General features: G+C 61.1%; 21 protein-coding genes. 13 read left to right on the top strand and 8 right to left on the bottom strand.

What is annotated here, in order from left to right:
* Nucleotides 1–49: 49 nt before the first annotated feature.
* Both bglX and GT753_RS02440 read right to left on the bottom strand, forming a co-directional pair.
* The gene (gene bglX, locus GT753_RS02445; RefSeq protein WP_015377065.1) at nt 50–2,347 is read right to left on the bottom strand and encodes a beta-glucosidase BglX; all 2,298 of its coding nucleotides are present in this window, start codon (nt 2,345–2,347) and stop codon (nt 50–52) included.
* 112 nt (nt 2,348–2,459) lie between these two features.
* On the bottom strand, nt 2,460–3,380 hold the full coding sequence (locus GT753_RS02440; protein WP_088381358.1) for a LysR substrate-binding domain-containing protein: 921 nt from the start codon (nt 3,378–3,380) through the stop codon (nt 2,460–2,462).
* A gap of 118 nt (nt 3,381–3,498) precedes the next feature.
* On the opposite strand from GT753_RS02440, the gene GT753_RS02435 reads away from it, so the two are divergent.
* Together GT753_RS02435 and GT753_RS02430 are read left to right on the top strand one after the other, a co-directional pair.
* The gene (locus GT753_RS02435; protein ID WP_160125223.1) at nt 3,499–4,653 is read left to right on the top strand and encodes a methionine aminotransferase; all 1,155 of its coding nucleotides are present in this window, start codon (nt 3,499–3,501) and stop codon (nt 4,651–4,653) included.
* Nucleotides 4,654–4,687: 34 nt separating this feature from the next.
* Nucleotides 4,688–5,467, top strand: coding sequence for an ABC transporter substrate-binding protein (locus GT753_RS02430; protein WP_075685286.1), 780 nt, complete (start codon nt 4,688–4,690; stop codon nt 5,465–5,467).
* Nucleotides 5,468–5,501: 34 nt separating this feature from the next.
* Here the strand turns inward: GT753_RS02430 and ddlA are convergent, their stop codons facing one another.
* Nucleotides 5,502–6,605: a D-alanine--D-alanine ligase gene (gene ddlA, locus GT753_RS02425; protein WP_015377061.1), complete on the bottom strand. Its 1,104-nt coding sequence runs from the start codon at nt 6,603–6,605 to the stop codon at nt 5,502–5,504.
* A gap of 168 nt (nt 6,606–6,773) precedes the next feature.
* Here ddlA and GT753_RS02420 point away from each other — a divergent pair, with 168 nt between their 5' ends.
* The 3 genes from GT753_RS02420 (at nt 6,774) to dld (ending at nt 9,599) form a co-directional block, all read left to right on the top strand.
* Nucleotides 6,774–6,977, top strand: a complete 204-nt coding sequence (locus GT753_RS02420; protein ID WP_006324220.1) for a ParD-like family protein — start codon at nt 6,774–6,776, stop codon at nt 6,975–6,977.
* Nucleotides 6,974–7,768 carry a type I methionyl aminopeptidase gene (map, locus tag GT753_RS02415; protein WP_075685288.1) on the top strand — a complete coding sequence of 265 codons (795 nt, stop codon included), beginning with the start codon at nt 6,974–6,976 and terminating at the stop codon, nt 7,766–7,768. The genes GT753_RS02420 and map overlap by 4 nt, the downstream gene beginning before the upstream one ends.
* Nucleotides 7,769–7,892: 124 nt before the next feature.
* Nucleotides 7,893–9,599, top strand: coding sequence for a D-lactate dehydrogenase (gene dld / locus GT753_RS02410; RefSeq protein ID WP_160125222.1), 1,707 nt, complete (start codon nt 7,893–7,895; stop codon nt 9,597–9,599).
* Between the two features lie 63 nt (nt 9,600–9,662).
* On the opposite strand, the gene GT753_RS02405 is transcribed toward dld, so the two are convergent.
* From GT753_RS02405 to GT753_RS02395, 3 genes are read right to left on the bottom strand one after another with little or no spacing between them, the layout of a single operon-like run.
* On the bottom strand, nt 9,663–10,670 hold the full coding sequence (locus GT753_RS02405) for an iron ABC transporter permease (protein WP_015377058.1): 1,008 nt from the start codon (nt 10,668–10,670) through the stop codon (nt 9,663–9,665).
* Nucleotides 10,667–11,623 carry an ABC transporter substrate-binding protein gene (locus tag GT753_RS02400; RefSeq protein WP_049239943.1) on the bottom strand — a complete coding sequence of 319 codons (957 nt, stop codon included), beginning with the start codon at nt 11,621–11,623 and terminating at the stop codon, nt 10,667–10,669. The genes GT753_RS02405 and GT753_RS02400 overlap by 4 nt, the downstream gene beginning before the upstream one ends.
* Before the next feature lie 16 nt (nt 11,624–11,639).
* Nucleotides 11,640–12,356, bottom strand: a complete 717-nt coding sequence (locus tag GT753_RS02395; protein ID WP_041922194.1) for an ABC transporter ATP-binding protein — start codon at nt 12,354–12,356, stop codon at nt 11,640–11,642.
* A gap of 598 nt (nt 12,357–12,954) precedes the next feature.
* Between GT753_RS02395 and GT753_RS02390 the strand changes: the two genes are divergently transcribed.
* Complete coding sequence (locus tag GT753_RS02390; RefSeq protein ID WP_031299715.1) at nt 12,955–13,806, top strand: DMT family transporter; 852 nt, start codon at nt 12,955–12,957, stop codon at nt 13,804–13,806.
* A 57-nt stretch (nt 13,807–13,863) separates the two neighbouring features.
* Here GT753_RS02390 and GT753_RS02385 read toward each other — a convergent pair whose 3' ends face one another.
* Nucleotides 13,864–14,454, bottom strand: a complete 591-nt coding sequence (locus GT753_RS02385; RefSeq protein ID WP_004939641.1) for a Yip1 family protein — start codon at nt 14,452–14,454, stop codon at nt 13,864–13,866.
* Between the two features lie 205 nt (nt 14,455–14,659).
* Here GT753_RS02385 and GT753_RS02380 point away from each other — a divergent pair, with 205 nt between their 5' ends.
* The 7 genes from GT753_RS02380 to GT753_RS02350 all read left to right on the top strand — a co-directional run bounded on the left by GT753_RS02380 (nt 14,660) and on the right by GT753_RS02350 (nt 20,070).
* Nucleotides 14,660–15,127, top strand: coding sequence for an acyltransferase (locus tag GT753_RS02380; RefSeq protein WP_004939644.1), 468 nt, complete (start codon nt 14,660–14,662; stop codon nt 15,125–15,127).
* Complete coding sequence (locus GT753_RS02375) at nt 15,127–15,669, top strand: GNAT family N-acetyltransferase (RefSeq protein WP_021503978.1); 543 nt, start codon at nt 15,127–15,129, stop codon at nt 15,667–15,669. Before GT753_RS02380 ends, GT753_RS02375 begins: the two co-directional genes overlap by 1 nt.
* A gap of 104 nt (nt 15,670–15,773) precedes the next feature.
* A complete protein-coding gene (locus GT753_RS02370; RefSeq protein ID WP_160125221.1) occupies nt 15,774–16,616 on the top strand; it encodes a DUF1460 domain-containing protein in 843 nt (280 codons plus the stop codon).
* 130 nt (nt 16,617–16,746) lie between these two features.
* A complete protein-coding gene (locus GT753_RS02365) occupies nt 16,747–17,559 on the top strand; it encodes a MetQ/NlpA family lipoprotein (protein WP_015377051.1) in 813 nt (270 codons plus the stop codon).
* A 271-nt stretch (nt 17,560–17,830) separates the two neighbouring features.
* Nucleotides 17,831–18,160: a type II toxin-antitoxin system PemK/MazF family toxin gene (locus tag GT753_RS02360; RefSeq protein ID WP_021503980.1), complete on the top strand. Its 330-nt coding sequence runs from the start codon at nt 17,831–17,833 to the stop codon at nt 18,158–18,160.
* 233 nt (nt 18,161–18,393) lie between these two features.
* Nucleotides 18,394–19,419 carry a MerR family transcriptional regulator gene (locus tag GT753_RS02355; protein WP_015377050.1) on the top strand — a complete coding sequence of 342 codons (1,026 nt, stop codon included), beginning with the start codon at nt 18,394–18,396 and terminating at the stop codon, nt 19,417–19,419.
* A gap of 111 nt (nt 19,420–19,530) precedes the next feature.
* On the top strand, nt 19,531–20,070 hold the full coding sequence (locus GT753_RS02350; protein WP_015377049.1) for a GNAT family N-acetyltransferase: 540 nt from the start codon (nt 19,531–19,533) through the stop codon (nt 20,068–20,070).
* A gap of 229 nt (nt 20,071–20,299) precedes the next feature.
* On the opposite strand, the gene GT753_RS02345 is transcribed toward GT753_RS02350, so the two are convergent.
* A complete protein-coding gene (locus tag GT753_RS02345) occupies nt 20,300–21,220 on the bottom strand; it encodes a DUF808 domain-containing protein (RefSeq protein WP_160125220.1) in 921 nt (306 codons plus the stop codon).
* Nucleotides 21,221–21,273: the final 53 nt, after the last annotated feature.

The following is a 21,273-nucleotide window of genomic DNA, read 5'->3' as shown; positions in this document are numbered from 1 at the left end:
GGAAAGGGATAGTGCCCCTCTCCCACCGCAGTGAAAGAGGGGGAAAAGGTTACTTCAGGGTAAAACTTTGCGCCTGCACGTTGTCGGAATCCAGGCCGACGAACACGTTGAATTTGCCCGGCTCCGCCCCCCATTTCAGGCTGGCGTTGTAGAACTTCAGATCCTCTTCGCTAATCGGCAGCTCAACCTGCTGCGACTGGCCGGCCTTCAGCGTCACTTTCTTGAAGTTGCGCAGCTCTTTCACCGGCCGGCTGACCGAGGCGGTGACGTCCTGCAGATACAGCTGCACCACCGTGGCGCCGTCGTACTTGCCGGTATTCTTCAGCGTAACGCTGGCGGTTAGCTTGCCGTTGCGCGCCATCGTCGGGCTGGACAATTTCAGATCCGACAGGCTGAAGGTGGTGTAGCTCAGGCCGTAACCGAACGGATACAGCGGGCCGTTCGGCGAATCGAAGTAGCGTGAGGTGTACTTGCCCGGATTCTCCTTGCCGAACGGACGGCCGGTGTTCAGGTGGTTGTAGTACATCGGGATCTGGCCGACCGAGCGCGGGAAGGTCATCGGCAGTTTGCCCGACGGGTTATAGTCGCCGAACAGCACGTCCGCCACCGCGTTGCCGCCCTCGGTGCCGCTGTACCAGGTTTCCAGCATCGCGTCCGCCTGCTCGCTCTCCCAGCTCAGCGCCAGCGGCCGGCCGTTCATCAGCACCAGCACCAGCGGCTTGCCGGTGGCTTTCAGCGCGGCGATCAAATCACGCTGGCTCTGCGGGATCGTGATGTCGGCGCGGCTGGAGGCCTCATGCGCCATGCCCTGCGATTCCCCCACCACCGCCACCACCACGTCGGCCTTGTTCGCCGCCTGCACCGCTTCGTCGATCATCTGCTGCGGCGAGCGGGTGTCGAACGCCACCGCCGGCTCATACTCGTTGAGATAGTCGATGATGCCTTTATCCTGCGTGACGTTGGCGCCCTTGGCGTACAGAATGCGCGCCTTGTCGCCCACCGCCCGCTCCAGCCCTTCGCGCAGGGTGACCGACTGCTTGACCACACCGGCGGCTGACCAACTGCCCATCACGTCGCGCTGGCTGTCGGCCATCGGCCCGACCAGCGCAATGGTCGCCTGCTTGCTCAGCGGCAGCGTCTGTTTATCGTTCTTCAGCAGCACCATCGTCTTGCGCGCCACCACCCGCGCTTCGGCGCGGTGCAGACGGCTTTCGGCGTTGGTGTCCTGCGGATCGGAACCCGCCGGCCCCAGATGCACGTAAGGATTGGTGAACAGCCCCATGTCGTACTTGGTGTTCAGCACGTCGCGGCAGGCGCGGTCGATATCGCTTTCAGACACCAGCCCGTCTTTCACCAGACCCGGCAGGTATTTGTCGTAAAACTCGTCGCTCATGCTCATGTCGACGCCGGAGGTGATCGCCAGGCGCACCGCGTCGCGCGCGTCGGCGGCCACGCCGTGTTTAATCAGCTCTTTGATCGCGCCGTGGTCGCTGATGGTGATGCCTTTAAAGCCCCACTGCTCGCGCAGCAGATCTTTCAGCAGCCACGGGTTGGCGGTGGCCGGCACGCCGTTGATCGCGTTGAGCGACACCATCACCCCGCCGCTGCCGGCGTCCACCGCCGCTTTATAAGGCGGCAGATAGTCCTGATGCATGCGCAGCGGACTCATGTCGACGGTGTTGTAATCGCGGCCGCCTTCGACGGCGCCGTACAATGCAAAGTGCTTGACGCTGGCCATCACCGAACCGGGTTTGGCCGGATCGCCGTTCTGGAAACCGTCAACCATCACCTTGGCGATTTTCGAGACCAGCCAGGTGTCTTCGCCGAAGCCTTCGGAGACCCGGCCCCAGCGCGGATCGCGGGTGATATCGACCATCGGCGCGAAGGTCATGTTCAGGCCGTCGTCGCTGGCCTCCTGCGCCGCCACGCGGGCGCTGAGCGCGATGGCTTCCAGATCGAAGCTGGCCGCCAGCCCCAGGCTGATCGGGAACACGGTGCGCTGGCCGTGCACCACGTCATAGGCAAAGAACAACGGGATTTTCAGGCGGCTGAGCTGCATCGCCTGATCCTGCATCACCCGGATATCCGGCCGAGTGACGGTATTGAAGATGGCGCCGATCTGCCCTTTGCGGATCCCCTCGCGGATCGCTTCTTTCGGGTTATCCGGCCCGACGCTGATCAGCCGCAGCTGGCCGATCTTCTCTTCCAGCGTCATCTGCTTCATCAAATGGGACACGAAGGCATCGCGCTGCTGGGCGTGAATGCCCTGCGTTATCGGCGTTTCCTGCGCAAAAGCCGGGCTGAGGGCCAGACCGGACAACATACTCACCACACAAAGCCATTTCATCTTGTTTTATCTCAGGCGTGTTTCCGCCGCCAACGCCGCGGAGTTTAATCGGAGTGAAGAAACAGTTTGCCATACTCTGTTTCATCGCCAAGGGAATTCGCATCGCTAATGTTTACAAAGCATTACAGGTTATCGGCAGGTAATTCTGCAGCCGGGCGCGGCTGTCGGCGGCCTCCGCCGCCAGAAAATCGACCAGCGCGGTTAACGTCGGCGGCGCCACCGTGCGTTCAGGATAGACCAAATAATAGGCCGCGCCGCTGCTGACGCAGAGCGGGAACGGCGTGACGATGCGCTGCGCCTGAATATCCTCCTCCAGCAGGCACAGATCGCCGATGGCGATGCCGAATCCCTGCAGCGCGGCGCTCATCGCCAGATCGAGGGTATCGAAATGCTGGGCCTTGCCGGACGGCAACGCATCGGCGCCCGCCGCCTTCAGCCAGCGCAGCCAGTCGCGCCGATCGCGCGTCGGGTGCAGCAGAGTTTTGTCCGTCAAGTCCGTCAACCGGGCCGCCGGCGGCAGAAACGTCGGCGTGCAGACCGGCGTGAGAATTTCATCGAACAGCAAGTGCGCGGTCAGCTTTTTACCCGGCGGCTGGCCGAATACCACCGCGGCGTCAAACTGCTCAGTACTGAAATCCAGGCCGTGCGACACCGAGGCGGTCAGCTCGATATGCATGTCCGGCCGTTCATTTTGCAGGCGAATGATGCGCGGCAGCACCCAGCGCATGGCGCAGGTCGGGCATTTGATGCGCAGCGCCCCCGGCGGAGCGGCGGCCCGCGTCAGGGCTTCATCCAACTGCCCCAGCGCCTGCTGTACCGGCGCCAGCAGCTGCGCGCCCTGCGGCGTCAGCGCCAGACCGCGCGCCTGGCGGCTGAACAGCGGATAGCCCAGACGCTGTTCCAGCCCGAGGATTTGCCGACTGACCGCCCCCTGCGTCAGGTGCAGCTGCCGGGCGGCATGGGTAAAGTTAAGGCGTTGCGCCACCACCACGAAGGTTTTCAGCACGTCGAGCGACGGCAGGGATATCGGCATAGCGAGCCTCGATTAGCTATGATCACAGTACATGGCAAGTATGACAAACTTTCCCTTGTCCGCCTACGCCGGCTGATGCTTAATCGCTCAACACTTCCCTGTTTGCCTGGAGCCCATCATGCAGAGCGCCTGCTCATCCCGCTCGAAGCTGCCGGACGTCGGCACCACTATCTTCACCGTCATTGGCCAACTCAGCGCCGAACATCAGGCCCTCAACCTGTCGCAGGGCGCGCCCAACTTCGCCGGTGACCCGCAGCTGATCGAGGCAACGGCGCAAGCCATGCGCGCAGGTCATAACCAATACGCGCCGATGAGCGGCGTGGCGGCGTTACGTGCTGCCCTGGCGGAAAAAGCTGAACGATTGTATGGCGCGCGCTATGACGCCGACGAAGAAATCACGGTGATCGCCAGCGCCAGCGAAGGGCTGTACTCGGCGATCAGCGCGCTGGTGCATCACGGCGACGAGGTGATCTATTTCGAACCGGCGTTCGACAGCTATGCGCCGATCGTGCGCCTGCAGGGCGCCACGCCGGTGGCGATCAAGCTGTCGCTGCAGGACTTTCGCGTCGACTGGGACGAAGTGGCCGCCGCCATCAACGGCAAAACGCGCATGATCATCGTCAACACGCCGCACAACCCGACCGGCGCGGTGTTTGACGCGCAGGATATCGACCGCCTGACCGCCCTGACCCGCGACACCGACATCGTGATCCTGTCCGACGAGGTCTACGAGCACGTGGTGTTCGACGGTGAAATTCATCACAGCATGGCGCGCTATCCGCAGCTGGCGGAACGCAGCGTGATCGTGTCGTCGTTCGGCAAAACCTACCACGTCACCGGCTGGCGCGTCGGCTATTGCCTGGCGCCGGCGGCGTTGATGGACGAGATCCGCAAGGTGCACCAGTTCATGGTGTTCTCCGCCGATACGCCGATGCAGCACGCCTTCGCCGCCGCGCTCGCCAACCCGCAGAGCTACCTGGGGCTGGCGGCGTTTTACCAACAAAAGCGCGATCTGCTGGCCAGCGCCCTGCAGGATTCGCGCTTTGAGCTGCTGCCCAGCCGCGGCAGCTTCTTCATGCTGGCCCGCTTTAGCGGCTTCAGTCACGAAAGCGACAATGATTTCGCCGTGCGCTTGATCCGCGAAGCGAAGGTGGCGACGATCCCGCTGTCGGCGTTCTACAGCGACGGCACCGATACCGGCCTTATTCGGCTGAGTTTTTCCAAAGATAACGAGACCCTGCTGGAAGGCGCGCGCCGCCTGAACCAGGTGTAATTTTTTGTCCGACCATGGGAAAGGGGCACTGCCTATGAAAGCTTTGAAAACGCTGTTCGCCGCCGGATGCCTGCTGGCCGCCAGCTCTTCTCTGGCGGCGGAAAACAGCCTGCGCTTCGGTCTGGAAGCGCTGTATCCGCCGTTCGAATCCAAATCCGCCAGCGGCAAACTGGAAGGGTTCGACATTGAACTGGGCGATGCGGTGTGCGCCGCCGCGCAGTTGCAATGCAGCTGGGTGGAAACCTCGTTCGACAGCCTGATCCCGGCGCTGCAGGCGCGCAAGTTCGACGCCATCAACTCGGCGATGAACGTGACCGAACAGCGGCGCCAGGCGATCGCCTTTACCGACGCCATCTATCAAGTGCCGAACCGCCTGATCGCCAAGGCCGACAGCGGCCTGCTGCCGGACGCCAAAGCGCTGGCGGGCAAACACGTGGGCGTGCTGCAAGGCTCAATTCAGGAGATCTACGCCAAAACCCATTGGGCGCCGGCGGGCGTGGATGTGGTGTCTTACCAGGATCAGAATCAGGTTTATCTCGATCTGGCGGCCGGTCGGCTCGACGCCACGCTGGTGATGGCGCCGTCGGGGCAAAGCGGCTTCCTGTCGCAGCCGGACGGCAAGGGCTTCGCCTTCGTCGGCGAGGCGGTGCGCGACGACAAAATCCTCGGTGAAGGCATTGCCTTCGGCCTGCGCAAAGGGGATGAGGCGCTGAAGAAGAAACTGGATGCCGCCATCGCCAAAGTGAAACAGCAAGGCACGGTGGCGGCGCTGTCGAAGAAGTATTTCGGCGACATCGACGTGACGGTGAAGTGATGGACGGGGGCGGCACCGCCGCCCCCTGCCGCGTTTAGCGATCGAACACCGAGCTGTTCAGCGCGCGATCCTGCTGGTGGCGCTCCAGCGCCAATTCGATCAGGCGCGTGATCAGCGCCTGATAGCTGACACCGCTGGCAGCCCACAGCTTGGGATACATGCTGATGTTGGTGAAGCCCGGCAGCGTGTTGATTTCGTTGATTACCACCTGGTTGTCCGGCGTCAGGAACACATCCACCCGCGCCAACCCGAAGCACTCCAGCGCGCGGAACGCCTTCAGCGCCACCTCGCGGATGTGGTCGCTTACTTCCGGCGCGATCGCCGCCGGCACCACCACCTGAGCGCCCTGCTCATTGATGTATTTGGTGTCGTAGGAGTAGAAGGCGTCGCTCAGCACGATCTCGCCGCATACGCTGGCCTGCGGATCGTCGTTGCCCAGCACCGCACACTCGATCTCGCGGCCGACGATCGCCGACTCCACCAGCACTTTGTGATCGAAACTGAAGGCCAGCGCCACCGCCGCGTCAAACTCGGCGCGGTTTTCCACCTTGCTGACCCCGACCGACGAGCCCTGGTTGGCCGGTTTGACGAACAGCGGCAGGCCGAGGCGCTCGCTCAGTTGCTCAAACGTGAACCCGGCGCGGTTGGCGCGCGTCAGGGTGACGAACGGCGCCACCGCCAGCCCGGCGTCGCGCAGCAGGCGTTTGGTCACGTCTTTATCCATGCTGACCGCCGAGCCGAGCACCCCGGCACCGACGAACGGCATATTGGCCATGCGCAGCAGCCCCTGCAGCGAGCCGTCCTCTCCCAGCGTGCCGTGCACGATCGGGAAGATGACGTCGAGCTGCCCCAGCGCGCCGGCGCTGCCCGCTTCGATCAGCTGCTGCTTTTCCTGGCCCGGGATCAGCGCCACGTTCTTGTTCGAGCGGTTCAGCGCGATCAGCGCCGGGTTCTCGGCATTGAGCAGATAGTTGGAGGCGTCGTTGATGTGCCACTGCCCCTGTTTGTCGATCCCCAGCAGCGTGACGTCAAACTTCTCTTTGTCGATTGCATCCACAATGTTTTTGGCCGACTGCAGCGACACCTCATGCTCCGCCGATTTACCGCCAAAAATCACCCCAACACGTAGTTTAGTCACGCCTTAAATCCTTCTGAAAAATCATGGCAAAAAAGTCGTTTATCACAATAAACGCATTGCCTGGCGGCGGCAATCGTTGTTGCCAGAATCTTCTTACGCCACAGAATGCCACATCGCGACCATCCAAAACGTATACACTTCGTATATTGTTAATTTATGGAGACGCCGATGGGCATCGTAAAAATTTCGGACGCGCTGCATGACGATCTGCGCCTCGCCAGCCTGACTATGACGCGTTCGATCAACGCGCAGGCCGAGTACTGGATCAAGATCGGCATGCTGGCGGAGTTCCATCCGGAACTGACTTACCCGCAACTGGTAAAAAAAATGATGAAAGATAACGCGCTGACGCTGAAGGAGATTGTCGGGTGAAACAGATTGTGATTAAAACGCCGGAAGAGATTGCCAAAATGCGCCATTCCGGCGCTCTGTTGGCTAAAGTGTTTGCTATGCTCGATGAGGTCATCGTCGAAGGCATCTCCACCATGGAGATCAACGACCGCGCCGAGGCGTTTATCGTCGAAGAGCTGAAGTCGCGCCCGGCCAGCAAGGGGCAGTATGATTTCCCCTTTGTGCTCAACACCTCCGTGGACGACGTGGTGTGCCACGGCGTGCCGTCGGCCAGCAAAATCCTGCGTTCCGGCATGATAGTCAACGTGGACATCACGCTGGAAAACGGCGGCTACATCGCCGACTCCAGCAAGATGTACTGCATCGGCCAGGTGACGCCGCTGGCCAAACGGCTGGTGAACAACGTCTATGAATCGATGTGGCAGGGCATTCGCGCGGTGAAACCGGGCGCCACTCTGGGGGATATCGGCCACGCCATCCAGCGACACGCCGAACAGGCCGGCTACAGCATCGTGCGGGAGTATTGCGGCCACGGCATCGGCCGCGACATGCACGAAGAGCCGGCGGTGCTGCACTACGGTCAACCCGGCAGCGGCATGGCGCTGCAGGAAGGCATGGTGTTCACCATCGAGCCGATGATCAACCAGGGCGACCGCCGCATCAAGCAGAAGAAAGACGGCTGGACGGTGGTGACGCGCGACAAAAAACTGTCGGCGCAGTGGGAGCACACCGTGGCAGTCACCGCCGACGGCGTGGAGATCCTGACGCTGCGCGACGAAGAGCGCCGGGCCGGCTACGCCGAGCGCTACTAAACCCACAAGCCATTAGCTTAATAAGCTAATGGCTTGATAAGTTATTTAATTGATAGCCTCTTAGCTTATTGCGCGGCACCGGCGCCGCGGTTAAGGCGACGGGGATGACAGGGAGACAGGCAGCATGCAGTCAGGCAATCAGACGTTTATCAATCAGCTCAAGGACATCGTCGGCGGCCCGCAGCTGTTGACCGGCGATCGCAACACCGAACGGTATCGCAAGGGCTTCCGCTCCGGCGAAGGCCAGGCGCTGGCGGTGGTGTTTCCCACCAGCCTGCTGCAGCTGTGGCGCATTCTGCGGGCCTGCGTGGCCGCCGACAAAATCGTCATCATGCAGGCCGCCAATACCGGCCTGACCGAAGGCTCAACCCCCAGCGGCAACGACTATGATCGCGATATCGTCATCGTCAGCACCCTGCGCCTCGATCATATTCAGGTGCTGGACAACGGCAAGCAGGTGGTCGGTTTTCCCGGCAGCACCCTGCACCACCTCGAGAAATTGCTCAAACCCTACGGCCGCGAACCACATTCGGTGATCGGCTCTTCCTGCATCGGCGCCTCGGTGATCGGCGGCGTGTGCAACAACTCCGGCGGCTCGCTGGTGAAACGCGGCCCGGCCTATACCGAAATGGCACTGTACGCCCAGCTAGGGGAAGACGGCCAGCTGCGCCTGGTGAACCATCTGGGCATCCGGCTTGGCGACACGCCGGAAGAGATCCTCACCCGGCTGGAAAAAGGCGACTATCGCCCGGAGGACGTCGAATACGGTGAGCTGCGCGCCTCGGATAACGAGTACGCCAGCCGGGTGCGCGACGTCGACGCCGACACCCCTTCCCGCTTCAACGCCGATAAACGCCGTCTGTACGAAGCCTCCGGCTGCGCCGGCAAGCTGGCGGTGTTCGCGGTGCGGCTTGACACCTTCGAGAAAGAGGGCAAAGAGCAGGTGTTCTATATCGGCACCAACGACACCGCGGTGCTGACCGAACTGCGCCGCCACATGCTGAGCAAATTCGAAAACCTGCCGGTGGCCGGTGAATACATGCACCGCGATATCTTCGACATCGCCGAGGTGTACGGCAAAGACACCTTCATGATGATCGACAAGCTCGGCACCGATCAGATGCCGCGCTTCTTCACCCTGAAAGGCCGCATGGACGCCAGCCTCAACAAGCTGCCGCTGCTGCCGCACAACCTGACCGATCGGCTGATGCAGGGCCTGAGCCATCTGGCGCCGAGCCACCTGCCGAAGCGCATGAAGGAATACCGCGAACGTTTCGAACACCACCTGCTGCTGAAGATGGCCGGCCCCGGCGTAGACGAAGCGCAGCGCTACCTGACCGACTATTTCGCCCAGGCCGAAGGCGCCTTCTTCGCCTGCACCCCTGACGAAGGCAAAAAGGCTTTCCTGCACCGCTTCGCCGCCGCCGGCGCCGCGGTGCGCTACCACGCGGTGCACGCCGACAAGGTGGAGGATATTCTGGCGCTGGACATCGCCCTGCGCCGCAACGACACCGACTGGTTCGAAACGCTGCCGCCGGAGATCGACAGTCAGTTGGTGCATAAGCTGTATTACGGCCACTTTATGTGCCACGTCTTCCACCAGGACTACGTGGTGAAAAAAGGCGTGGACAGCCATGCGCTGAAAGAAAAGATGCTCGAGATCCTCAACCGGCGCGGCGCCGAGTACCCGGCGGAGCATAACGTCGGCCACCTGTACCATGCCAAACCGGATCTGCAGGCGTTCTACCGCACCGCCGATCCGACCAACAGCTTCAACCCCGGCATCGGCAAAACCAGCAAACGCAAAGGCTGGGCCGAAGACCCCCGCTAAGAGTGCCCGATTGGCCTGCCGACGCGGGCCACCTCACCTTCCTGTTGACCTTCAATGGCCCATTCAGCGTTCCGCGCGCAGCAGCAAGGAGACGATGAACGCGCCCCCCAGCCCCGCCGTAATGATGCCGATGGGCAGCTCCTGATTGGGGATCAGGCTGCGGCTGAGCATGTCGCCGCCGGTCAGCAGCATCGCCCCCAGCAGGCCGCACATCGGCACGGACAAGCGGTGGCGCACGCCCACCAGGCGCCGTGCCAGATAAGGCACCATCAGCCCGACAAAACCGATCACGCCCGTCAGCGAAACGAGAAACGCCGTGGACAGTGCGCAGCACAGAAAGGTCTCGGTGCGCAGGCGCGCGACGTTGACCCCCATCGAATGGGCGGTGTGCTCGCCCGCCAGCAGCGCGTCCAGCGCCCGCCAACGCAGCGCCGTAAACCCGGCCAGCAGCACGAAACTCGCCAACGGAATGAACAGATTATCCCAACGCGCCAGCCCCAGCCCGCCCAGCGACCAGAACAACACCGAGCCGGCCGCCCGCTGATCGCCGGAAAACACCAGGTAGCTGGTGAGCGCGCTGAACAAAAACGAGACCGCCAGGCCGCAGACGATCAGCTGCTCGGCGCGCCTGACCCGGCTGACGCGAAACAGGATCATCACCGCCATCGCGGACAAAATGCCGCCGGCGAAAGCGGACAGCGGCAACGTCAGCGCGCCCAGCGCATCGCCGAAGCGCGTGATGACCAGCACCGCGCCGGCGGAGGCGCCGGAGGAGAGCCCAAACAGAAAAGGATCGGCCAGCTCATTGCGGGTGGTAGTCTGCAGCAACGCGCCGGTCATCGCCAGCCCGGCGCCGGTCAACGCCGCCAACAGGGCTCTGGGCATTCGCAGTTGCACGACGATGGTATCCAGCATGCCGGAGAGGGGCGCCGAACCGAGCCCTAACGCCGCCAACGCCTGCCGCCATGACAGCGCGACACTGCCCAGCTGCAGGCTCCAGATCATTAGCCCACACAATACCGACAGCGCCAGCGGCGCGAGCAGCATAAATCGCCGGGTCGGCGAGTTCATTCAGCCTCCGGCGCGTACAGCGCCCGCGCCAGCTTTTCCACCGCGCCGATGTTGGCCGGCCCCGGCGTCAGCTCCGCATACTGCAGTTTCAGATAACGGTGGTGCCGTACCGCGGGGGTCAATTTCATCAACGGGTGAGACTCGAGGAAACGCCGCAGCGCATCGGCCCCCGAACCGGTCTGGTAATCCAGCAGAATAATGAAGTCGGGCTCAGCCGCCGCCACCGCCTCCCAGGACGCCGTCGTCCAGCTCGCCGGCAAACCGTCCATCACGTTGCGGCCGCCCGCCGCTTCGATGATCGCCGTCGGCATGGCGTATTTGCCGCTGGTAAAAGGCTTCTCCTCCCCCGAGTCATAGACGAACACCTTGAGCGGCGTCTGACCCGCCGTCCTGACTGGCAGCGCAGCCAACCGGCGGCGCCAGCCTTCAACCAACGCGGCTGCCTCTTGCGGCTTGCCGAAAATCTTGCCGAGCTTTAGCTCATCGTCATACAGCAGGTTCATATCGGCCTTCTGCGGCCGCCCGCCGGCCTGCACGCAGCTCTCGCTCAACACCAGCGTTTTGATGCCGAACGGGGCGAGCTTCTCCGGCGTGACGTCGCCGCCGATCTTCATACCGTAATTCCAGCCGGCGAAGAAGAAATCCGGCTGCGCCGCCAGCAACGTTTCCAAAGCGGGATATTTCGGCGCCAGTTCGGGAATGGCGCCCATCGCCGCCTTGAAGTCGGGCGTCAGTTTGTACCAGCCGGTGATGCCGGTCAGCCCGACAATGCGATCCTGCAGATGGAGCGCAAAGACCATCTCGGCCATGTTGATGTCGTTGATGACGGCGCGTTGAGGCGCCTGGTTGAAGGTGATCGGCGAACCGCAGCTGTCTACGGTGACGGGAAATTTTTCGGCCGCCGCCGCCCCGCCGGCCAGCAGCAGGAGCAGGGGGAATACGCGTGTGTTCATATTTCTCTCTGGTTTATCAAGCGCAATGGGGAACGTCAAAAATACGCAGCGTTTTCCCGCTGACGGGGTGCGCCACCTTGAAACTGTTCATGCCGAACACCGGCAAAATCACCGGGGTCTGCAACACCGCCTCGGGCGTACCACAGGCTACCTGGCGGCTTTCGTTGAGCACCAGGATCCGATCGGCAAACGCCTCCGCCACGGGCAAATCGTGCAGCACCGCAATCACGGCAATATCTTTATTTTTCACTAACGACAACAGCGCCGAGCGCCCGGGCGGATCGAGGTGATTGGTCGGTTCATCCAGCAACAACAGGTCGGGAGACTGCGCCAACGCCCGGGCCAGTGCGGCGCGCTGACGCTGGCCGCCCGAGAGCCGCCCTAACGGGTGGCGCCTGAACGGCGCCAGCCCGGTTTCCCCGATGGCCTCATCAACGATGCGCTTTCCCGTCGCAGAGCGTTCGCCATGCGGTAAACGGCCCAACGCCACGTAATCCTCAACCGAAAGCCGCAAATCCGGCAGATCGTTTTGCGCCAGAAAGGCGATGCTTCTGGCGCGCTCCGCCGCCGGCCACGCGGACAAGGCGCGCCCTCGCCAGTAAATGCCGCCGCTGTCCGCCCGCGTTTCGCCGATCAGGGTGCGCAACAGGCTGGACTTGCCGCTGCCGTTGGGGCCAATCACCGCCAGCTTCTCACCGGCGCGGAGCGCGAAATGGATGTTGTCGAGTATCAATGCCCCGCCGTGTCCGGTCAGGCTAACTCCATCAACATGGAGGATGTCGTGAGCTGAATTCATCATGCATAAATTGTTATATTATAACATATCAGTGTTTTTACCACGATTGCTCGCCTTCTGCAAAAGCGAATCGCAAATTCTTATGCCGCACGCGCTGCGTGAAGCAAGGCAGAGGGCAAGCCGCGCCCTGCTTCAAAACGGCGTGGTTAAAGCAACATAGCACACCTTTTTATTAATGATAATGATTTTCATTATCATTAATGTCTTTGTGATTTCCGATTGCACGCCCCGCTGAACTTGGTTATGTTTGAAGCGACTGGTTTCATTCACGGTTTTCAGGAACTCACATGACCTACCTGGCGCACAGTACAGATCCGACAAACGCGACCGTTCCGGCCGTCGTTTTGCTGTGTGCTTCCTCCGCCCCACCCGCCGTTTCTTCTGTCGTTTCTGCGGTTGCCGCTTACCCGCCACGCCTTGTGGTTGTGCGTTAAGCCAAACCGACTTTTTACCTCCGGCTTAGTGATCTGTTGCGTTCAGGCGTAGACCGCCGCGCGCGCCGGAGCCTGTAATTTTCACGACAGGTGAAATTGATATGCGATTACCTTCTCTCTGGGCCAATGCCGGCCTGGCTACGCTGTTCGTCCTGCTCTGGAGCAGCGGCGCGATCATCTCCCGTTGGGGATTGGAGCACGCCTCCGCCTTCGCTTTTCTGTTCTTCCGCTGCGCCATCGCGCTGGCGGTGCTGTTTGCCATCGGCCTGTGGCGGCGCCAGTGCCTGCCCGCCCCCGGCACCCGCCGGCGCGTCGCGCTGATCGGCGTGTTGATGATCGGCAGCTATCAGATCTGCTATCTGTTGGCGTTGGAACAGGGCATTACGCCCGGCGTGCTGGCCACATTGCTCGGCGTACAGCCGATCCTCACCCAGTTCATCACCGAACGGCGCTGCACCGGGCTGCGCGCATTCGGGCTGGCGCTGGCGATGGCCGGGCTGACGCTGGTGGTGTACCAAAGCCTGATGGTGGCTCATTTCTCACCGAGCGGCATGCTGTTCGCCTTTATCGCATTGGGGAGCATGACCGCCGGCACCCTGCTGCAAAAGGGCATGACGCAGCCGCCGCTGGCGGTGTTGCCGCTGCAGTATGCCATCGGGCTATTGATGTGTACGCTGGCGCTGCCGTTTGAGCCGCTGCGGGTCGACTGGCGGCCTGAGTTCGTGCTGCCGCTGCTGTGGATGGCGGTGGTGATCTCGGTGCTGGCGACGTTCTTGCTGTATCGCCTGATCCAGCGCGGCAACCTGGTGCAGGTCACCAGCCTGTTCTATCTGATCCCGGCAGTGACCGCCCTGCTGGATTACCTGCTGCTCGGCCACGCGCTGGCCGCGCTGAGCCTGTTGGGGATGGCGGGCATCGTGCTCGGCGTGATGCTGGTTTTCCGCCGCGCATAAAAGCAAAAGCCCCCGCGCCGTTCCACCGGCGCGGGGGCGACAACAACAGCCGTTAACTCAGAATAACCAGGAACCGTACCCCCACAGCAGCACCGTCACCCCAAGCAGCAGCTCGAGCAACAGGATGCCGATAGCGAAGGTCGAGCTGGAGAAGATGAACCCTTCCTTACTGTCGATATTCAGGAAGTGCGGAATCCCCAGATTCAGCAGATAGCCCGAATAGCACAGGCCGATAATGCCGACAAACAGACACAGCCAGACGACCGGATAGAGCGCCACAATCCCGCTGAGGAACATCGGGGTCGCCACGTAGCCGGCGAACACCATGCAGCGGTGCAGGCTGGGGCGCGATTCATAGCGCCGCGCCATCCAGTGAATGACTTTCCCCATGGCCGCTACGCCCGCCAGCATCAGCAGGTAGAACGCCACGGCGGTATAAAGCGCGGTAAACATGTCGAGCCTGATGGCATGTCCCTCGCCGGAGAGCCAGCCCAACTGGGTGGTGCCGATAAAGGCGCAGACCACCGGGATGGCAGCCAAGAGCAACACGTGATGGGTGTATAGGTGCGAGACGCTTTCATTCTCGCTTTTGATCTGTTCGAACTCGGCGCTGGGATGCGCCAGAAGTCCCCAAACATGACTGACCATGAGACACCTCCAATCTCGCCGTAGGCCGCGATCGGCGAACGAATTTCACACCTCTGACGGACTGCTACCCGTGCGAGGATTGCGGCCACGGGGCTCTCTCCCCTGTACTCATTATAGTCTTTCGGCGAAAAAACGTGCGGAAAGCGCAACGCCGCGGCGCTTTGTCTTATACTCCCACCATGAAAACCAGGCTGTGAGGAAGGTCATGTCATCCGTTATCACCACCCGCCAGGCGGGGATCGTCGACGTCGAAGCCGGGCGCAACGTTACCGTGATCGAACCCTGCAATCTGTACGGTTGCCGGCTCGGTGACGATGTCTTCGTCGGCCCGTTCGTCGAGATCCAGCGCCACGTCAGCATCGGCGCGCGCAGTAAAATTCAGTCGCACAGCTTTATCTGCGAATACGTCACCCTCGGCGAAGCGTGCTTTGTCGGCCACGGCGTCACCTTCGCCAACGATCTGTTCAAAGACGGCGCGCCCAATGCCGATCCGGCCAGCTGGGGGCGCACCTGCATCGGCGATCGGGTGTCCATCGGCTCCGGCGCCACGATCCTGGCGGTGGAGATCTGCAGCGACGCGGTGATCGGCGCCGGGGCGGTCGTGACCCGCGACATCACCCGCAAGGGGATCTACGCCGGCAACCCGGCGCGTCTGCTGCGGGAGCTGCCGTAATGAACCCGGCCATCCGCATCGAGGCCATTGAGACGTTGCCCGACGATTATCTGGCCCGCGGCGATTTCAGCTTTACCATCGCCTGTTACGCCCTGCCGCAGTTCGACAGCCCGGTGGACAGCTGGCCAACCCGCCCGGTGGCACCGTTTCGCAAACGCTATCCCCTGGCGCCGTTCGCCAACGAAGACAGCGTGACCTTCCTGGCGTATCGCCAGAACGACGCCGTTGGCCACATCACGCTGAGCAAAAACTGGAACGGCTACACCCTGATCGACGAGATCGCCGTCAGCGCTGACGCGCGCCGCCAAGGCATCGCCGGGGCGCTGCTGGACTGCGCCAAACAGTGGGCGCGGCAGCAGGAAACCTCAGGTATGATGCTCGAAACGCAGAACAACAACCTGGCGGCCTGCCGCTGCTACCAGCACTATGGGTTTATCCTCGGCGGCATCGATCGCTTGCTGTACCGCGCCGAACCGGAGATCGCCGATCACGAAATCGCGCTGTTCTGGTATTTGCCGTTCAATAGCGAAATCGGTTACTGATTTATCGATTGCCATTGAGGCTATGTTTACTTTTTAACCCCTACCATCGGATGAGAACTGTTATCACTTACTCTGATAAGCCAGCGACACCCATGGAGGGCCGTATGAACCAGAACAAGGTTGTTTTACTGATGTTAGCTATCGCCATGAGCGGATGCGCCGAGCGCCCCACCCCGGCAACGCCGCCGACCGACGTCACCGTTGCGCCGCCGAGCGTGCAGCCGGAGATGGACGCCAGCACCCGCAGCAAGCTGCGTGAGATCCTCACGCTGCGCGCCGGTTGGCCCGCCGCGCAGCCACATGGCCGCACCGTCGATTTGATTTCGCGCGAGTTTCTCGGCACCCCCTACCTCGCCAATCGCCTGATCGGCTCGCAGAACACGCCCGAGCAGCTGGTGATCGACTTCCGCGGGCTGGATTGCTTCACCTACATCGATTATGTCGAAGCGCTCAGCACCGCCCGCAGCGAGGGCGAGTTCGTTCAGCGTCTGGTCGACATTCGCTACGTCGACGGCAACATCGCCTTCCCGCAGCGCAAACACTTCTTCACCGACTGGGCGCAGCGGCCGAAAAAAGTGGCTGAAGACATCACCGCCCAGCTCAGCCCGCACGCCGTCAACCTCGTGAAAAACCTCAATCAGAAAGCCGACGGCGGCAGCTACCTGCCCGGCTTGCCCGTCGTGCAGCGCAGCGTGACCTACATTCCCAGCGACCGCGTCGACGACAAGGTCCTGGCCCAACTGCGCACCGGCGATTACATCGGCATTTACACCAACCTCGCCGGGCTGGACGTGACCCACACCGGCATCTTCGTGATGACCGACAACGGCCCGGTGCTGCGCAACGCCTCTTCGCGCAAAGCCAACATGCGGGTGGTCGATTCGCCGTTTATGGATTACGTGATGGCTACGCCGGGCATCGTGGTGCTGCGTTCACTCAGCCGATAATCCCCCATCGCATAACGGCTATAAGCTATAGCCGTTTATGCTGAACGAGCGTTTGACTTCATCGGCGGTTCAGGCTTAGCTGTAAGAACAAAAACCAACTGATTTTATTGTTCTTTTCAGGGAGAGTTCGATGACCTTACGCTGGCGTATCACCCCTCTGGCGGCGGCCTTCGCCGCCGTATTGGCGCTGCAGGGCTGCGATCAAAAAACCGACCAAAACCATATCAAAGTCGGCGTCATCAACGGCGCGGAACAGGACGTGGCGGAAGTCGCCAGGCAGGTGGCGAAAGAGAAATATGGGCTGGACGTCGAGCTGGTCGGCTTCAGCGGCTCGCTGCTGCCGAACGACGCCACCGACAAGGGCGAACTGGACGCCAACGTGTTCCAACACCGCCCATTCCTCGAACAGCAAAACAAAGATCACGGCTATAAGCTGGTGGCGGTCGGCAATACCTTCGTCTTCCCGATGGCCGGCTACTCCAAAAAGATAAAATCGCTGAAAGAGCTGCCGGACGGCGCGGTGATCGCCATCCCGCTCGATCCGACCAACCTGGGGCGCGCCCTGCTGCTGCTGGAAAAAACCGGGCTGATTAGCCTGAAGCCTGGTAAGGGGCTGCTGCCTACCGCCCTGGACATCAGCGCCAACCCGCATCGTTATCAGATCATGGAGCTGGAAGGCGCGCAGCTGCCGCACGTGCTGGACGATCCGAAAGTCACCGTCGCCGTCATCAGCACCACCTACATCAACCAGACCGGCCTGTCGCCGACCAAAGACGGCATCTTCATCGAGGATAAAGACTCACCGTACACCAACATCATCGTCACCCGCGAAGACAACAAGGACGCGCCGAACGTGCAGAACTTCATCAAGGCCTATGAGTCGGATGAAGTGGCCAAAGCCGCCGAAAAAATCTTCAACGGCGGCGCGGTGAAAGGCTGGTAAATTCGGCCACCATCAAGGCGGATTCTGCGTACGAATCCGCAATATTTCACTTTCATTCCCCGTTTCCTTAGCCACACCTTTCTCTAAAAGCAAAACGCCCGCATGCTCATTCCTCCATAACACGGATTGTTCACAACAAAGGAGTGTCTCGATGCCGATCAAATTTGCCCCCAAGGTCGGGGAAATTCTTGAGTGCAACTATGGCAACTATCCCCTATCAGTCTGCCAACCGCATTAAGCCGGCTTTTATGATGGCCACATTCCACCAGAAATGGTGAAGAACCGTTTAGTTGTTGTGTTAAACGGCAAAATTAACGGCAATGCCTGCATTATCGTACCGCTGTCGACCACCAGAGATTCGAACAAGATCGAACGGGGATTGCACATCGAAATTACGCGTGAACTCATCGAAGATATGAGATTCTTTCATCCGCAAACCCGCTGGGCAAAGGGCGATCTGGTGCAGCAAGTCAGCCGCCAACGGCTGAACAGAGCCCGTAAAGAGAGAGGCTTTCTTACCCAGTGTCTGTCGCGCGAGCTTGTTGCTGACATACAACGCGCCGTCATTAAGTCGATCAATGCCAAAAATATGCTGTTCTGACCAGTACGCTGTTGTTGACAAAACAGACAAATCAGGTGAAATTGTCGCCGTAGCCGATAAAGGCCCTTATGCTATACCCTCCCTTTCAGGGACCTGCGAAGCCCAGCCATCCAGCTGGGCTTTTGCCTATCAAGCGCCCACCGATTTTTAAAACGTCATCTTTTCTTCCCGCTCTTGACCCTTACGTGGCGTCAGGCTTTAGTATCCTGGCACGCACAAGGGAGGAGCTACATATGTTATTGAAAGTCGGCGAACTGGCGCGCCGTTCCGGCATTACCGTTCGCACACTGCATCACTACGACAGCATTGGCTTGCTGGTCCCTTCTGCGCGTTCCGACGCCGGTTATCGTTTATACAACCGGGCTGACATCACCCGCTTGCACCACATCCAGGCGCTGCGCCGGATGGGCGTTTCGCTGGCGGAAGTCGGGGCAATTCTGGCGCGTTCAGGGCTGGCGCTTCCGGCGGTGATTGAGCAGCAGATCGCCATGTTGGACCAGCAGTTGGCACAGATCGCCGCATTGCGCGGCCGGCTGCAATACATGCATGCCCAACTCTCCGCCGGGCACGAACCAGAACTGAACGACTGGCTAACTACGTTGGAGTTAATGACCATGTACGATAAATACTTTACCGCCGATGAGCTGGCGCAACTGCCGTTCTACCAGGCCGATCCCACCCGCAATCAGGAATGGGCTGCATTGGTGAGCAGCGTGGGACAACTGATGGCGGAAGGCGTCGAACCTCAGGCGCCACAGGCACAGGCGCTGGCGCGCCGCTGGATGCTGATGCTGGAGCGCGACACCGCCGGCAACCCGGCCTTTCTCACCCGGCTGAACGCCATGCACGCCGACGAACCGTCGATGCGCGAACAGACCGGCATTACACCGACGATGACGGACTACATCACCCGCGCCTTTGCCGAAACCAAGCTGGCTGTCTATCAAAAATACCTGTCGGCGGAAGAGTACGCCTATGTGCGTCAACACTATTTCACCCGCCTGCAGGAGTGGCCGGCTCTGATCGCTCAATTCCATCAAGCGATGAACGACGGCATACCGTCCGATTCGCCGGAGGCAGTGCGATTGGCGGCCAGTTGGCTGGCGCTGTTCCAATCCTATGCAGGCACCAACCCGGCGACGCAAATGAAGATCCGCGAAGCGATGGAACGGGAACCCTCGCTGACCGAGGGCACCTGGCTGACTCCGCCGCTGCTGGCCTATCTGCGCCAGGCCGTGACCCGGCTGATGCGCGGTTGACGACCCCATAGGGTTTTCTTATCTCACCATAAGAAAACCCGATTTACCCCGGCGGCAAGCGGCGCGCATAATGGCGTTTATCCACTGATTTTCAAGGTAAACAGACCCGCCATGACGCTCTCCGCTCCCGTACTCAGCCTCCTTGACGCCACACCGGACGATATGGCCGCCGTGCAGCGTATTTACACCCACCACGTGCTGCACGGAGCCGCCTCGTTTGAAGAACAACCGCCGACGCGGGCGGAAATGCAGCTGCGGCTGGCCAAGGTGCAAGCAGCCGGGCTGCCCTGGCTGGTGGCGAAAAGTGAAGGCCGTATTGTGGGCTACTGCTATGCCACGCCGTATCGCCCCCGGCCGGCTTACCGCTTTACCGTGGAAGACTCGGTGTACATCGCCGAAGGGCAGCAGGGCAAAGGCGTCGGCAAGGCGCTGCTGAGCGCACTGATCGCCCGCTGCGAGCAAGGCCCCTGGCGCCAGATGCTGGCGATCGTCGGTGATTCCGCCGCCAACCGCGGCTCGCTGGCGCTGCACCAGTCGCTCGGCTTTACCAGCGTCGGGACGTTAAAGGCCGTGGGATTCAAGCTGGGGGAATGGCGCGACACCCACATCATGCAGCGCGCGCTGGGCGCGGGCGACAATCAGCATCCTTGAAGGCATGGCGACGCACGATAGGGAGTTAGCGTCTATAGTGAAGAGTGATTTCATTGAGTTAGCGCCAATCGCACGCCACCTTTAACCGGTAAGGGAGAATCAAATGAAAATTATTCTGTGGATAGTCGCCATCATCTTTATCGTGGGTTTGTTGACGATTACCGGCGTTCTCAAACTGATCTTTTAATGCGCTTAATACGTCCCGCCCCTTCCGGGGCGAGACTTTTCATCATGCCTTGAAACGCGCGCGTACCGCCCCCAGCGCCGATACCACCGCCAGCACCACGCCGCCGGCCACCAGCCCGAACGCCACGTTCAGCAGGGCCGGAACCACACCCTGCAAAAGATGGCCAAACGTCGGCACCACGGTGGTGTACGAGGCCCAATCTTCGAACAGGTGATGCACCGGCGGCAGACCGTGGGTCAGAATACCGCCGCCGACCATAAACATGGCGACAGTGCCGACGATCGACAGCGTTTTCATCAGATAAGGCGCGGCGCGCACGATGCCGCTGCCGATGGCGCGCGCCAACGCGCTGCCTTTGTGGCTCAGGTACAGCCCCAGATCGTCCAGCCTGACGATGCCGGCGACAATGCCGTACACACCGAGCGTCATCACGACGGCGATGCCGCACAAGACGATCACCTGCTGGCTGAAGGTGGCGCCGGCGACCGTGCCCAAGGTGATGGCGATAATCTCGGCGGACAGCACAAAATCGGTGCGTATCGCCCCTTTCACCTTGCGCTTCTCATAGGCTGCGGCATCCTCATTGGCGCCGGGCCCGTCCGATTTTTCCTCCTGTGCCGCCTTGCCGTGGCTCAGGCTGTGAAACACCTTTTCGAACCCTTCGTAACACAGGTAGGCGCCGCCCACCATCAGCAGCGGCGTAATCGCCCAGGGCGCGAAGGCGCTGATCAAGAGCGCCAACGGCACCAGGATCGCCTTGTTGATCAGCGAGCCTTTAGCGACGCTCCACACCACCGGCAGCTCGCGGTCGGCTTTAACGCCGGTGACCTGCTGCGCGTTGAGCGCCAGATCGTCCCCCAACACCCCGGCGGTTTTTTTCGCCGCCATCTTGCTCATTAAAGAGACATCGTCCAGCAATGAGGCGATGTCGTCGATAAGGGTAAGTAAACTACTTCCAGCCAAAATGATTCATCCTTTTCATATTCACGGGCCATTCTATGTTTAGCATAGCGGTA

Source organism: Serratia sp. Z4 (assembly GCF_009900725.1).
Classification (GTDB): Bacteria; Pseudomonadota; Gammaproteobacteria; order Enterobacterales; family Enterobacteriaceae; genus Serratia; species Serratia nematodiphila.
Note: the sequence above shows the minus strand (reverse complement) of the source record. Positions and strands in the feature narration are given on the sequence as shown.